This is a genomic window from Chryseobacterium sp. Marseille-Q8038 (assembly GCF_965111995.1).
This window is the reverse complement of sequence record NZ_CBCOPN010000001.1, coordinates 2,305,695-2,319,347: the sequence shown is the minus strand read 5'-3', so window position 1 is coordinate 2,319,347 and position 13,653 is coordinate 2,305,695. Positions and strand designations below refer to the sequence as shown.

Here is a 13,653-nt window from a genome sequence, read left to right as displayed (position 1 = left end):
TGTATTAATAACTTAACAATACCATATTATATTATGAAATCAAGAATATTTAAAGCATTAATTGCCATCATAGCACCCATAGCGATAGAATATATTGTTAAAAAAATATCTGAGAAACTTGATAAAAAGGAAGATCAGAAAGATAAAGGACCAAAGCAGATTACGGCTTAAACGTACAAGTAGTTAAAATTTAAAATTATTGAAAAGAGACTGTCAGAGTTATGTACAGTCTCTTTTTTTTGTTAATGGATATTTTTGGTGAACGCTGAAAACCACCCCGTCAAAAATTCTTTGAATTTTTGCCACCCCTCCGGAGGAGGGGAATTTTCACACCTTCAGTTGAGATATTGATCGGGATTATACTTTTTCTGCGAGATTGCGGCTAGATTCCTACGGAATGACACAATTGTAATGATGGTCTATCCACACAGTTTGTCATTCCGGAGGAATCTAAACCTTTTTATTTACAGTATGAAAATCGGTTTTCAAAAACCTAAGTGTACTTCTTAAACATGTAGTAGTAAATTAAAATAACTTAAGTGTTCAAACGCTTTTGTGGTTCGATAGATCATACAAAATCATAAATACCATCCTTCCATCCCAGTACTTTAGAAGAATCTGCCTTAAGCCAGTTTTTAAGAATTGTTGCATATACTTTTCTGAAATCTTCTTTATAGATTAGATCGCCTTCATTCAGGTTCTGTAAATCAGGAAGTACATTCAACAGACCTTTCTTTTTAAGGTTTCCGCTGATAAAGAACATCTGGTTGGCAGTTCCGTGATCGGTTCCGTTACTGGCATTCTGTGCAACACGGCGACCGAATTCTGAAAATGTCATCAGCAGGATATTTTTGAACAGTCCATTACTTTTCATATCGGTAACAAATGATTTTACGGCTTCATTGATATCGTCAAACAACTTTTTCTGTCGGTCATTCTGATTGACATGGGTATCAAAACTTCCTACAGAAATATAGTATACCTGAGTATTGATATCAGATTTTATTAAAGAAGCTACCGTCTTAAAGTCTTTTCCTAATGAGGAGTTGGGATAAATCTGTTCCGTCTTTTTAGCTTTGCTTTTTTCAAAAATATAATCGGCATTATTGATGGTAGAACCTAACGTCTGATAAAGATAAGATACCGTTTCATCATCGTGGTGATGGTCGTAGAGTGATTTAAAATACTTTTCCTGACTGGTCTGGTAGAGTCTTTTAGGATCTTTAAATGCAAAAGCTTTATTGTTTTCTCCTTTTAAAGCAAGGCTGAGCATATCATCCACTTCCAGCGCCTGGGTAGGATGGTCACAACGATAGCATTCTTCATCCAGAAAACGCCCAAGCCAGCCTGTTTCCAGAAACTGATCACTTCTGCTTGCCGACTGCCAGATATCCATACTTCGAAAATGGGATTTGTCCGGATTGGGATATCCTACATTATTCATCACAGAAAGTTCCCCATTATCAAAAAGCTCTTTAAAATAAGAGAGTGAAGGATTGATGCCTGCTTCATCAGTAAGTGGTATCGAGTTCTGAATGGCCAACGTTTTCCTTTCCCTGAAATAAATGTCATTTTTAGCTGGAATAATAGTATTCAAGCCATCATTTCCTCCTGTAAACTGGAGAACCACCAGAATGTTCTGATTGGGATTCAGAGCCTCATCCAACGCCATTGCCTTTAAGAAATTGGGCATCAGCATAGAAGCGGTAGCCAATGAACTTATTTTGAGGAATTCTCTTCTTTTGATTAACATAATTTTGTTTTTAGGGTTTAAGGTGGCAGATGATAGGTAGCAGGTTGTAGGACTAGGCTGCATTTTTACTGGCATTTATTTTTATAACAGTAAAAGATAAGTAAATGGTAATTAAGCTATACTACGACAGCTATTACCTGCTACCTGCAACCTAAAAATCTCCTACCTAGCTCAACTGGTATTCCGGGGTAGACATCAGGTTGATGACATTCATTTTTATACTCTTATCAGAAAAATTCTTTACAGAGTTCATATCAAGGCTTTGAGTGCTCATGAGAAGGTAGTCTTCACAGTTTTTATTGGCGAAAAGTTGCTCAATACGATCCCAGTCGATGGTAATATTCGGGTTTTTAAAACTTTTATTTAAAGCAGTTTCACGGGATTTCATTCCCATGTCAATATCATCATCCTGTCGCGGACTGTATTCCAAAGGGCGAAGTCCGGACCAGATCTGCGGAATCTGAAGTCTCAACATCAGTGTTGAGCTGTCTATCCATGATTTTCCGCTGGGCCATCCCGCTACATTCGGTGGATAAAGCAGCATTTGTCCCAATAATTTCTGATATACAATAAGGTTTTCCGGATTCTGGATGTGCATAGGAAGAATCCGCATAATCCCTGCCATCAATTCTACAGGAGACTTTATTCGATTCCCGATATTTTTCTGATCATAAAACCATGAGCTTGAGAAGATCTCAGTCATCAGTTTTTTGATATCATATCCTGAATTGTAGAAATTTGCACTCAACGTATTGACAATATCCTGATCTGGTTTTTCATTGACGAAAAACTTATAAATCTTTGTGGTAATGAACTGTGCGGTAGCTTTCTGTTCCAGAATGATATTGAGGACATCATTTCCATCGAAATTTCCGGTTTTTCCTAAAAAAGTTTTGAGGTCTTCATCATGAAGATTTTTTCTTTCTTTAAAATTCCCTTCTTTATCATAACTCCATCCTGTAAAGGCTCTGGCGCCTTCTCTTACATCTTTTTCAGTATAGTTTCCTCTGCCCATCGTAAACAGTTCCATCACTTCACGGGCAAAATTTTCATTAGGATGATCCTTTTTATTCTGCTGATTATTAAGGAAATTAAGCATGGCTGGTGATTGACTTACTTCAAAAAGCAGATCTTTGAAATTTCCCAGTGCATTTTTCCTGATCGTATTCAAAAGCTGTTTGTTGAACCTTGGATTGATCACTCTTGATGCGAAATGCCCATGCCAGAAGAACGCCATCTTTTCCCTCATCTGTTCCTTACTGTTAACAATGGAATTCAGAAAGTTCAGATTCAGTTCATTATTCTGCTCCCTGTTAATCCTTTGCATCTCTTTTTTCTTATCTGCAGGAGTGGTACTGCTCATGTAATCAGCCACCGAAACCGGATCAGGAGTATCATAAGTAATTTCACTGAAGCGGTCTTCTTTAAATAATTCATTCATTAACGTTTTAATGTTTTTATTTTTCAAATCATCAATTTGATGAATACCAACACCAAAACCTGCACGCCAAAGAAGATGCTTGTTTTTTAATAATGAATCAGCCATCATGAAGAATTTATTTTTTGATGTATTTCGAAGAAAAAGGTTAAAATAACAACGGGTTAATGTTTGTTAATATTGTTTTTAAGACTGGAAGCAGGAAGCAGGAGGCAGGAAGTTTGGGGTCGGAAAGTTTTGTATCGTAGAAATAGAGTTGACTTTATGGAGGTGTATTTCTTCCAGCATCCAGCTTCCTTTCTTCCATCCTTTAATTAATTCACTTTTTAGCTATCATTTTTTGATAATTTTTGTTAAACAAATATTTAAATTTTGTTAAAAATAATCATTTGATATTCATTGTTTTATGAGTTTTTTGAATGTTAAAATCAAAGAAAAACCCGTGCTTGGCATGATTTTTACATCCTCTTGTTTAGTAAAATTAAAAAATTAGAGTTATGAAAATGTTTAAACAAGCAATAGTACTGGCTGGTATTTTAACAGCAGGTATCGCAAGCGCCCAAAGTTCTCAAATGAATAATATGATCAAGGTAGGTGCAAATGTTGGTTTAGCAGTTCCCGCAGATAATCTTTCTGCTGCAGTAGGAGTGGATGTAGCTTACCAAAACCTGATTACACCAGGATTCGGATTAGGTATCGCATCAGGATATACTCACTACTTCGGTAAAGAAAACAACGGATATAAAAATAATGATGTAGGAGTAGTTCCTGTAGCAGCTTTAATCAGAATTTATCCTAAACAAACAGGTTTCTATTTCGGAACAGACTTAGGATATGGTTTCCTTGTTGGAGACAAAACAGTGGCATCAAACACTAATGTTGAAAGAGCAAGCGGAGGTTTCTACCTTAAACCCGAGATCGGATATCACAACAGAGACTGGAATTTCTTCGTACAATACCAAAAGGTTTTTGTAGGGACAAAAGGAGATTTGCCGGGTCAGGACTATAATGTGGGGAATATCGGCGTAGGATTCGGTTACAATATTCCATTAGGAAAGTAGTTAGATTTAATATATAAACAATTATTAACCAAAACCTTTTCACGAAAGTGGAAAGGTTTTTTTGTTCTGTGCAGGATTTACAAAAACAATTATTATATTTGGTAAAATTTGAGGTTATGATTCTGAATCCAAAATTTCCACTTTATTTACCAGGAGTAGAGAACAGTAATAATGATAATGTTTCTATCATTGGAGCAAGTCTTCGTGAAGATATAACAATCTTAGGCTATTTTGTTTCCGGTAACGGAGGTCTTGAGATAAAAGTAGAAAATAAATTTGCAACCAAAGAGTATGCTTCTTTTTCAGATATTTTAAAGAAGTTTATTCAGGATAATCAGCTGGAAAACGTAAAACGTCTGGGAATGGCAGTGCCGGGTCCTGTACTTGACGGGAAAAGCAGTCCTGCAAGGCTGGGCTGGAATTTAGATGTAGCAGAATATGCCCGTGATTTCGGGTTTGAAAAAGTAGAAATGCTGAATGACCTGGAAGCCTCTGCTTACGGAATGGCTCTTCTTGAAGATAATCATCTTGAAGCTATTTATACCAGCGGACATCTTGAAAAAGGAAATGTGGCAGTTCTTGCTCCCGGAAACGGATTAGGGGAAGCCGGATATTTCTTTGACGGAAAATACCTGAGACCTTTCGCAACAGAAGGAGGACATTCGGAATTTTCACCAAGAACCAACGTAGAAGTTGAGTTTTACCAGTTCTTAAATAATATCTATGGTATTGTAAGCTGGGAAAATGTACTTTCGAAATCAGGATTATTCAATATCTACAGATTCTTAAGAGATGTGAAAAGACATCCTGAGCCGGAATGGCTGGGAGAACGTCTTGCACAGGGAAATTTCGTGGAGGAATTATATAAAGCTGCTGTAGAGGAAAATGTACTGATCTGCAGAATCGCTTTAGATACTTTCCTTGAGTTTCTGGCAAGAGAAGCGAACAACTTAACTTTAAAATTAAAAGCTACCGGAGGGCTACTGATTGCCGGAGATATTCCACAGATGATCGCAGAATATATAGACAAAGCGAAATTCTATGAGAAATTCAAGATCAGTGATAAAATGGAGGAGATGCTTAAAAATACTCCCATCTATCTGGTCAAGCAAAATCATACAGCATTAAATGGTATAGCGCTTTATACCGCTTACTATCAGCTATAAAATAAGGACTCCGGATTTCTCCGGAGTTTTTTTATGGGATGATATTATTCATGAAAATAATAAATTTTATTGATATACATCAATGAAATCTATTGAATAAGATGCTACCTTTGTACTGTTAAATAAGTAAACAACTCTATTCAATGAAAAAAATATTTTTATTAGCAGTTTTAGCTGGTGGTTTAGCTTTCGGACAGTCAAAAAAAGTAGTAGCGTCTGATGTACACTGGTGGGGATATAAAGTAGCAAAATCTGAGGCTAGCTCTCACGATGGTACTGTAAAAGTAAAGTCCGGAGACATGGTAATGAAAGGAAACCAATTGGTAGGCGGAAGCTTCGTATTGGATATGACTTCTATCAGCTCTACTGACCTTACAGGAGAATATCAGCAAAAATTAAACGGACACCTTAAGAATGGTGACTTCTTTGAAGTTGAAAAATTCCCAACTGCAAGCTTCAAAATTACAGGAGTAAAGAAAAACAACGATAAAGTGTATAACTCTCTTGTAACAGGAAACCTTACTGTAAAAGGAAAAACAAGCCCAATCTCTTTCCCTGCTAAGATTTCTTACAGCAAAGGAGTAGTAAGTTTAGTATCAAACAAATTCTCTTTCGACAGACAAAAATTTGACGTAGCTTACAAGTCTACCATGCAGGATGTTTTTGTGAAAGATGATATTGATATGCTTGTAAAGGTAACTGCTCAATAAATTAATCAAAAAAAGATTATTAAAAGTGTAGAAGTTCTACACTTTTTTTTATTTTTGTTGAATTGTAAATAAAAAAGAATGAAAAGATTACTATTGTTTGCTATGGTGTGCGCAAGCATATCATTTGTTTCTGCCCAAAAGAAATTTGATAAGGTGGCTAAAGTGACTTCATCAGAGATCAGATGGTGGGGGTATAAAGTGGTAAAAACCGAAGAAACTTCCCACTCAGGAACAGTAAAGTTAAAAAGCGGAAAATTCAACTTTGACCATACGGTTCTGGTAGATGGAGAGTTTGTAATAGATATGAGAAGTATGATGGCGGGAGATGTTTCTGACGAAGATCAAATCAAGCTTACTAACGATTTGAAAAGCTCGAACTTCTTCGAAGTAAAAAAATTCCCTATTGCAAAATTCCATTTGACTAAAATTATTCCTTTAGCAAACAGTGAATACAATTCAACAGTATATGGTGACCTTACCCTTAAAGGAGTGAGAAAAACAATCTCTTTCCCTGCAAATGTATACGTTACTCAGTTTACCACATCTATTGAGTCTGCAAAGTTCTCTCTGAACAGAAGGGACTTTAAAGTATTCTATCAGTCTTCATTGAAAGATTATTTCATTAAGAACGAAATGGATATTCAGTTCAAAGTGACTACTGAAATGCTGGATAACGAAAATAGAATTCAGAAGAAGAAAAAATAAGATCCAATATGATCAATATAGAAATGAGATGTTCCCGGGAACGTCTCATTTTTTTTGCAGCTATTCTCTGTTTCCCGGTATTTTTATAAATTAGTAGTATGAAAATTTATATCGTAAGCGGTCTGGGAGCAGACTTCAAGGTACTTGAAAGAATAGAGTTTCCCGAACACTGTGAATTGATTTTTATAGACTGGCTTATTCCTGAAAAAAATGAGCCTTTCGATGCCTATGTTAAAAGAATGGCGGAGAAAGTAGATGACTCAGAGCCGTTCTGCCTGTTGGGTTATTCTTTTGGAGGAATTATTGTACAGGAGATTAATCAATTAAAACCGGCAGAGAAAGTAGTAATCCTTGGAAGTATAAAATCCGATAAGGAAAAGTCCAAATTCATAAAAACCGGGGAGATGACCAAAATCCCGAGGATACTTCCTGTAGGCTTGTTCAATGATAAAGCAGCCAATGTATATGCTGTTGTCCGAAAGCTGTTTGATCCAAAAAATCCAAAACTGTTACAATATTTCAAAGTAAGAGATCCTTATTACCTGAAATGGTCCGTAGAAAAAGTTTCTGAATGGAAGTTTGAAGAAAATCCTGACGTGATTCAGATTCTTGGTGATAAAGACATCGTTTTCCCCATCCGTTATTCCCATCCGGATTACGTGGTGAAGGGAGGAACCCATCTTTTTCCTGCTACAAAATCTAAAGAAGTTTCTAAAATACTGAATGAGGTGTTTTGTTAGATTTATAATATTATTTGTTAGATAGTGTTTTTTTTAGGGGTGTTTTGTTTTAAAATGTAGTTTTTATGGAATTTATATTTAAATTTGATGGGGTTAAATATAAATTTTATGAAAATAGGATTAAAATGGATGGTTTCATTCTCTGTTATCACACTGGTTGCCATTGGAGGTTTGTTCTGGAATCCGGTTGCCGATATTCCTGATACAGGAGAATTTTTAAGCGAAGATAAAATTGTAGGAGCCGATGTAGCCTGGATTCTGGCTGCAGCTGGACTTGTTTTGCTGATGACTCCCGGACTTTCCTTTTTTTATGGGGGAATGGTGGGGAAGAAAAATGTGATTTCTACGATGTTGCAGAGTTTTATTGCTTTAGGAGTCATCTCTATGGTCTGGGTAGTAGTCGGTTTTTCTTTATCCTTCGGTGAGTCTCTGGGAATTACGATTGCCGGAAAACATTATGGTATTATTGGAAATCCGTTAAGCTATCCCTTTTTTAGCGGAGTAGGAAATCTACCTCATAAGTTGATGGCCCCTACGATTCCTTTTATCCTGTTTGCTTTGTTTCAGATGAAGTTTGCAGTTATTACTCCTGCTATTATTACCGGGTCTTTTGCGGAAAGAGTTCGTTTTATTTCTTATTTACTCTTCATCGTCCTTTTCAGCATTTTTATTTATACACCGCTTTGTCATATGGTGTGGCATTCTGATGGTCTTTTAAACAAATATTTTGGGATAAAAGACTTTGCAGGCGGAACGGTGGTGCATATGAGCGCCGGTTTTGCCGCGCTTGCCGGAGCTTTGGTGGTAGGAAACCGAAAAAATCCGCATCATGAGCCTTCCAATATTCCGTATGTACTTTTAGGAACAGGAATGTTGTGGTTCGGATGGTTCGGATTCAATGCAGGATCTGCTTTGAGCGCTTCTGCCTCTGCTGCTACAGCCTTTGGAACAACTACTATTGCCTCTGCTTCAGCAATGATGACCTGGATCTTTTTTGACAGAATCAATGGGAGAAGTGTTTCGGCTTTGGGAGCCTGTATCGGAGCTGTAGTAGGACTGGTGGCCATTACTCCCGGATGTGGTTTTGTAAGCATTCAGGAAAGTCTTTTTATCGGATTTATTACGGCTATCGTCTCAAATGTGATGGTCAACTGGAAAGGATTAAAGAAAATAGATGATACACTGGATGTTTTTGCCTGTCACGGAGTAGGAGGGATTATGGGAATGATTCTTACGGCTGTCTTTGCTCATGGGGAAAATGCCAGTCTGCTTCATGGAGGAGTGGATGTTTTTCTTCATCATATGGCCGCCTTGGTTTTGGTTTCTGTTTTTACATTTTTTGGATCATTCATTTTATATAAACTTACCGATTCAATAATTACCCTAAGAGTTTCTGAAGAGTCTGAAAACAAAGGACTTGATCTTTCTCAACATGAGGAAAGTTTCAGTTAATAAAAACAGCAGGCTTTCTCAAAAATGTCATTCTGAATGAAATGAAGAATCTTATGCGTCTGGTTATTAATAAGATTCTTCCTTCGTCAGAATGACAGATGCCAAATAATCGAACTTTTAAGATAGTCTCCTGAGGGATATATTCAGATCAAAAATGATTTATTGAATAGAATGGATCGTTTCAAAGATTTTATTTTTTGAATTTTCAAAAATTTCACCTCCAAATTCTTCATTGTCTAAGGAATGAATGGTAACATCATTTACTCCCATAATTCCGAAAATATGTTTCAGATAAGTCGTTTGAAAATTGATATGGCCGTTTTTCTCATTCTCTCCATATCCTGTGTCTCCACGGGTGGAAAGGATAAACATTTTCTTGTTTTCCAGAAGCCCTACATAATTTCCATCCGGAACTCCTGATCTGAATTTCCAGGTTTCATTGATTCTCATTACCTGATCGATATAAGCTTTCAACCCGGAAGGAATAGACCAGTTATACATGGGCGTTCCAATGACATAGATATCATGTTCTTTGAGTTCCTGTACCAGTTCATTGCTGAGTTGTAAAGCTTTTTGGCTGGCTTCCGTCCTGTCCATAGGCTTTTTAAATGCCTCTGCAATCCAGGATTCATCGATGTTGGGAATAGTATCAATTCCGGTCTCCCGCCAGGTAAATGTATCCTGAGGGTATTTGGTTTTCCAGTTTTCAACAAATAACTGGGTGAGTTTTCTGCTGTAAGATCTTTCGTTTCTTACACTTGCATTGATAATCAGTATTTTCATTTGCTATCATTTATACCAGCAAAATTCCTGATTATTTATGCCATGGAAATTGATCTAGTTCAAGAGGATTTATTTTTTTTCCGAATTCTGCTTATAAATTCTGCAGATACTCCCAGGTAAGAAGCAATGAGATATTGAGGAACTCTGGATGCAATATTGGGATAGGTCTCCAGAAAATCGTAATATTTTTGCTCAGCTTTATGCATATGATTAAATACAACTCTTTTCTCGAGGGTTCCGAGATAGCCTTCCAGAATAATCCTGAAATATTTTTCTAAAGATGGAATTTCCTCCAGCATTTTTTGAAAAGACGGATGGCTGATCTGTAAAAGGCGGGTTTTTTCGACAGCCTGTATATTGTAGATGGAAGCTTTTTGTTTTGAAAAACTGGCGATATCTGTTGCCCACCAATGATCAATTGCTAAAAAAAGAATTTCTTCATTTCCATTTTCCTCATTAATGCAGAACGCTTTTAACACTCCCGAAATAATATAGCTGTCATGACGGCATATTTCTCCATTTCTCAACAGAAAATCACCTTTTTCCAATGTTTTTTCAGTCCAGAAACTTTTGCAGGTCGCAATTTCTTCCGGACTTAATTTGACATGTTGTAAAATGCTTTTAATTAATGTTTCCATTTAAAATGATTAAAGAAGACCGCTTAAACAATAGATTCAACAATATAGGCTAATGTACAAAATACTTGTCATAAATTCATTTCAGTGCTTATGAAAACTCAATAATTCTGAAGTGCAGCTATGCTTTTTTTAGAGATTTATCATGTATCTTTGTTTTTGAGGAAAATGACGTATCATTTATGGAATCAATATCGGTTTTTGAAATTATTAAAGTAGGAATAGGTCCTTCCAGTTCGCATACGATGGGACCTTGGAATGCTGCTGCAGCATTTATCAGGATTATAAAAAGAGAAAGATCAATCGAAGAAGTTAAAGAGGTTTTTCTTGAATTTTTTGGCTCACTCGCAAAAACAGGGATTGGGCACGGAACTGATATTGCAGGAATGCTTGGTTTGAATGGGGAAGATTTTAAGACGATCAATACTTCAAAAATTGATGAGAAAATAGAATACATCAAAAGTACTCAAACCCTTAATCTGGGAGGGGAGAAGCTGATTCCGTTTGTTTACGGACATCATTTGATTCTGAATATGAAAAAGAGCCTTGATTTTCATCCCAACGGAATGATTTTCAGAGCTGTTTTTGAAGACGGAACTGAACTTGTACAAGATTTTTATTCTGTAGGAGGAGGTTTTATTGCCAGCCAGGAAAAAAACTCTATTCAGAAACAGTGTGTACGTACATTGTACCCTTGTCATAAAGCTTCGGATATTGCAAAATATTGTGAAAAACTGGGATTTGATAAGATTTCAGATTTGATTTTCATGAATGAAGAAAGTTGGAGAACTCAGGAAGAAACAAGACAGGAAGCGCTTTACATCTGGCAGCAGATTAAAGAATGTATTTATAAAGGAGTAAATAAGGAAGGAATTCTTCCTGGCGGACTGAATGTTACCCGAAGAGCTGCAGGAATCAACAGAAAGCTGCTGGGAGATAAAATTTATAAAAATAAAGACGAATGGTTCCAGCAGGTGGTAGATGCTGAGGAGAACTTTACCAATATTAACAAATGGATTGCCTGTTTTGCGCTGGCAGTGAATGAAGAGAATGCGAGTTTCGGAAGGATTATTACGGCACCTACCAATGGAGCGAGTGGAGTAATTCCGGCAGTATTGATGTATGCTCAGGCATTTACCCCATTTACCAATGAAGATGATATCGTGAGATTCTTGCTTGTAGCCGGAGAAATCGGGACATTATTCAAGAAAAATGCAACCATTTCTGCTGCAATGGGAGGTTGTCAGGCGGAAATTGGAGTTTCTTCTGCAATGGCAGCAGCCGGACTTACAGAGATTCTGGGTGGAAGTGTCGGGCAGGTATTAATGGCAGCAGAAATTGCCATGGAACATCACCTTGGATTAACATGTGATCCTATCAAAGGATTGGTACAAATTCCGTGTATTGAAAGAAATACCATGGGAGCTATGAAAGCCATTACTGCCGCGAATATTGCCCTGGAAAGTGATCCTACCAAAGCTAAAGTAACATTGGATGAGGTGATTCTGACGATGTGGGAAACCGCTCAGTCGATGAGTGACCGTTTCAAAGAAACTTCGGAAGGTGGATTAGCCATTGCGGTGAACGTTCCGGAATGTTAATAGAAATAACACCGTTTTAAAAATATAAAACCCTTAGACATTACTGACTAAGGGTTTCTTAATAAAATAAAAGTAAAAACCACTGGGCTTTTAGTATCGTATAAAGAGATTTTATCTTAAAATTCCTCTGATCCTGTTGGCATTGGTGATCAGCTCTTCAAGGTATTCATAGTTCTCTTTTTCAAGGGCAGATTTGAATTTTCTAAGCTGGGAGATATGTTCGTTCAACACATCCAATACATTTTCTTTGTTTTGCTTAAAAATAGGAACCCACATTTCAGGATGCGACTTGGCAAGACGTACCGTACTTGAGAAACCGGAACTGGCAAGCTGGAAAATAGTTTCCTCTTCACGTTCTTTTTCCAATACGGTATTGGCAAGAGCATAAGATGTAATATGGGAGATATGAGAGATGTAAGCAGTGTGAACATCATGATCTTTTGCATCCATATAAATCATGTGCATGTCAAGGACATTGACTACTTTTTCAACAGTACTCAATGCATCGCCTGCAGATTCTTCTTTGTTGCATATCACACCTGCTTTTCCGGAGAAACTTTCTGCAATGGCAGATTTCGGACCATTGTTTTCTGTTCCCCACATCGGGTGAAATGCTACAAACCTTGAACGTTTGGGATGGTCTTTCACAGCATTTACAATTCCTGCTTTGGTAGAGCCTGCATCCATTACGGTTTGCTGATCAGACACGAGGTCTAAAACAGTAGGCAGTAATTTTCTGGCAGCATCTACAGGAATGGCAAGAATAATCAGATCCGAATTTTTAATTCCATGCTCCAGATCTACTCCGGCATCAATTATTTTCAGTTCTAAGGCGTCACTGATATGCTGTGTATTGTTATCGATTCCGTAGATGAAGCTGGCCAGGTTTTTCTCTCTTAATTTCAAAGCCATCGAACCTCCGATTAATCCTATTCCAATAATACTTATTTTCATCTTTTTACATTTTTTAAAATAAAAAAACCTCGTCCCTAGGACGAGGTTTTAAATTATATTCATAAGAATCCCTATCCCAGAGCTGAGGTAAAAATTCTATAATAATATGTTCCGTTGTTAAAATTCACAAGGCAAAGGTAAAAATATTTTTCAAATGAAACGAAATTTCTTTTCTAAATTATATATAGATATTGTTAATCGGTGTTGGGTGTTTTTAAAAAGTAGAATTATATTAGAACTAAAAAGGATTTTGTCATTTGGTTTGAATAATTTCAGTAGCAAACTCTCTAAAAGAATCTTGTGCATTGGGCATAAGATTGCTTAGAATGTTTTCATTTTTTCCTTCAAGGCTTATTTTTTCAATTTCTTTATTTTTACTATAGGAGAAAAAATAGGTTTCATAATAGGTATCTGATAACTGTTCATCGGTATACATTTCTACTTTGAACTTAACTTTTATTGAAGTAGTCCCATTCTGTAAAATATTTTCAGCAGTATAAGTCATCGCACAACCCGAACCACAGCTAATAACAAAAGATTTATTATATTCTGTTTTGGTCTTTTGAGGATTTGAAATGTTTTCTTTTGCCTCTTTACAAGAACAAATAGTTAGAAATAAAAGTAATGTTAAAAAGGTTTTCATAATTTGCTAGAT

At 36.5% G+C, this 13,653-nt stretch carries 14 protein-coding genes; 8 read left to right on the top strand and 6 right to left on the bottom strand.

Going from position 1 to position 13,653, the window contains the following annotated elements:
* The first annotated feature begins 33 nt into the window (after positions 1-33).
* Positions 34-171, top strand: coding sequence for a hypothetical protein (locus ACWPWS_RS10720; RefSeq protein WP_454046479.1), 138 nt, complete (start codon positions 34-36; stop codon positions 169-171).
* 397 nt (positions 172-568) lie between these two features.
* Here the strand turns inward: ACWPWS_RS10720 and ACWPWS_RS10715 are convergent, their stop codons facing one another.
* The gene (locus tag ACWPWS_RS10715; RefSeq protein WP_454046478.1) at positions 569-1,753 is read right to left on the bottom strand and encodes a DUF1501 domain-containing protein; all 1,185 of its coding nucleotides are present in this window, start codon (positions 1,751-1,753) and stop codon (positions 569-571) included.
* 166 nt (positions 1,754-1,919) lie between these two features.
* The gene (locus ACWPWS_RS10710) at positions 1,920-3,302 is read right to left on the bottom strand and encodes a DUF1800 domain-containing protein (protein ID WP_454046477.1); all 1,383 of its coding nucleotides are present in this window, start codon (positions 3,300-3,302) and stop codon (positions 1,920-1,922) included.
* Positions 3,303-3,688: 386 nt separating this feature from the next.
* Here ACWPWS_RS10710 and ACWPWS_RS10705 point away from each other — a divergent pair, with 386 nt between their 5' ends.
* The 6 genes from ACWPWS_RS10705 to ACWPWS_RS10680 all read left to right on the top strand — a co-directional run bounded on the left by ACWPWS_RS10705 (position 3,689) and on the right by ACWPWS_RS10680 (position 9,025).
* Positions 3,689-4,252 (top strand): membrane protein, encoded by a 564-nt coding sequence (locus tag ACWPWS_RS10705; protein ID WP_047377098.1) that lies wholly within the window; start codon positions 3,689-3,691, stop codon positions 4,250-4,252.
* A gap of 116 nt (positions 4,253-4,368) precedes the next feature.
* Positions 4,369-5,418 (top strand): glucokinase, encoded by a 1,050-nt coding sequence (locus ACWPWS_RS10700; protein ID WP_209785510.1) that lies wholly within the window; start codon positions 4,369-4,371, stop codon positions 5,416-5,418.
* Between the two features lie 143 nt (positions 5,419-5,561).
* Positions 5,562-6,128 (top strand): YceI family protein, encoded by a 567-nt coding sequence (locus ACWPWS_RS10695; RefSeq protein ID WP_047377096.1) that lies wholly within the window; start codon positions 5,562-5,564, stop codon positions 6,126-6,128.
* A 78-nt stretch (positions 6,129-6,206) separates the two neighbouring features.
* The gene (locus ACWPWS_RS10690; RefSeq protein ID WP_105683938.1) at positions 6,207-6,833 is read left to right on the top strand and encodes a YceI family protein; all 627 of its coding nucleotides are present in this window, start codon (positions 6,207-6,209) and stop codon (positions 6,831-6,833) included.
* Positions 6,834-6,931: 98 nt separating this feature from the next.
* Complete coding sequence (locus ACWPWS_RS10685; RefSeq protein ID WP_454046476.1) at positions 6,932-7,573, top strand: alpha/beta hydrolase; 642 nt, start codon at positions 6,932-6,934, stop codon at positions 7,571-7,573.
* Positions 7,574-7,681: 108 nt separating this feature from the next.
* A complete protein-coding gene (locus ACWPWS_RS10680; RefSeq protein ID WP_454046475.1) occupies positions 7,682-9,025 on the top strand; it encodes an ammonium transporter in 1,344 nt (447 codons plus the stop codon).
* A 159-nt stretch (positions 9,026-9,184) separates the two neighbouring features.
* Here the strand turns inward: ACWPWS_RS10680 and ACWPWS_RS10675 are convergent, their stop codons facing one another.
* Together ACWPWS_RS10675 and ACWPWS_RS10670 are read right to left on the bottom strand one after the other, a co-directional pair.
* Positions 9,185-9,808, bottom strand: coding sequence for an FMN-dependent NADH-azoreductase (locus tag ACWPWS_RS10675; protein WP_454046474.1), 624 nt, complete (start codon positions 9,806-9,808; stop codon positions 9,185-9,187).
* Positions 9,809-9,867: 59 nt separating this feature from the next.
* On the bottom strand, positions 9,868-10,446 hold the full coding sequence (locus ACWPWS_RS10670; protein WP_454046473.1) for a Crp/Fnr family transcriptional regulator: 579 nt from the start codon (positions 10,444-10,446) through the stop codon (positions 9,868-9,870).
* Between the two features lie 179 nt (positions 10,447-10,625).
* Between ACWPWS_RS10670 and ACWPWS_RS10665 the strand changes: the two genes are divergently transcribed.
* Complete coding sequence (locus ACWPWS_RS10665; protein ID WP_454046472.1) at positions 10,626-12,044, top strand: L-serine ammonia-lyase; 1,419 nt, start codon at positions 10,626-10,628, stop codon at positions 12,042-12,044.
* A 111-nt stretch (positions 12,045-12,155) separates the two neighbouring features.
* On the opposite strand, the gene ACWPWS_RS10660 is transcribed toward ACWPWS_RS10665, so the two are convergent.
* Both ACWPWS_RS10660 and ACWPWS_RS10655 read right to left on the bottom strand, forming a co-directional pair.
* Positions 12,156-12,998, bottom strand: coding sequence for a prephenate dehydrogenase (locus tag ACWPWS_RS10660; protein WP_454046471.1), 843 nt, complete (start codon positions 12,996-12,998; stop codon positions 12,156-12,158).
* A 253-nt stretch (positions 12,999-13,251) separates the two neighbouring features.
* A complete protein-coding gene (locus tag ACWPWS_RS10655) occupies positions 13,252-13,641 on the bottom strand; it encodes a hypothetical protein (protein WP_454046470.1) in 390 nt (129 codons plus the stop codon).
* Positions 13,642-13,653 lie beyond the last annotated feature (12 nt).

Excerpts from the sequence above, each read along its gene's own strand:
- ACWPWS_RS10720 (WP_454046479.1), top strand. The coding sequence starts at position 34 with ATGAAATCAAGAATATTTAAAGCATTAATTGCCATCATAGCACCCATA.
- ACWPWS_RS10715 (WP_454046478.1), bottom strand. The coding sequence starts at position 1,753 with ATGTTAATCAAAAGAAGAGAATTCCTCAAAATAAGTTCATTGGCTACC.
- ACWPWS_RS10710 (WP_454046477.1), bottom strand. The coding sequence starts at position 3,302 with ATGATGGCTGATTCATTATTAAAAAACAAGCATCTTCTTTGGCGTGCA.
- ACWPWS_RS10705 (WP_047377098.1), top strand. The coding sequence starts at position 3,689 with ATGAAAATGTTTAAACAAGCAATAGTACTGGCTGGTATTTTAACAGCA.
- ACWPWS_RS10700 (WP_209785510.1), top strand. The coding sequence starts at position 4,369 with ATGATTCTGAATCCAAAATTTCCACTTTATTTACCAGGAGTAGAGAAC.
- ACWPWS_RS10695 (WP_047377096.1), top strand. The coding sequence starts at position 5,562 with ATGAAAAAAATATTTTTATTAGCAGTTTTAGCTGGTGGTTTAGCTTTC.
- ACWPWS_RS10690 (WP_105683938.1), top strand. The coding sequence starts at position 6,207 with ATGAAAAGATTACTATTGTTTGCTATGGTGTGCGCAAGCATATCATTT.
- ACWPWS_RS10685 (WP_454046476.1), top strand. The coding sequence starts at position 6,932 with ATGAAAATTTATATCGTAAGCGGTCTGGGAGCAGACTTCAAGGTACTT.
- ACWPWS_RS10680 (WP_454046475.1), top strand. The coding sequence starts at position 7,682 with ATGAAAATAGGATTAAAATGGATGGTTTCATTCTCTGTTATCACACTG.
- ACWPWS_RS10675 (WP_454046474.1), bottom strand. The coding sequence starts at position 9,808 with ATGAAAATACTGATTATCAATGCAAGTGTAAGAAACGAAAGATCTTAC.
- ACWPWS_RS10670 (WP_454046473.1), bottom strand. The coding sequence starts at position 10,446 with ATGGAAACATTAATTAAAAGCATTTTACAACATGTCAAATTAAGTCCG.
- ACWPWS_RS10665 (WP_454046472.1), top strand. The coding sequence starts at position 10,626 with ATGGAATCAATATCGGTTTTTGAAATTATTAAAGTAGGAATAGGTCCT.
- ACWPWS_RS10660 (WP_454046471.1), bottom strand. The coding sequence starts at position 12,998 with ATGAAAATAAGTATTATTGGAATAGGATTAATCGGAGGTTCGATGGCT.
- ACWPWS_RS10655 (WP_454046470.1), bottom strand. The coding sequence starts at position 13,641 with ATGAAAACCTTTTTAACATTACTTTTATTTCTAACTATTTGTTCTTGT.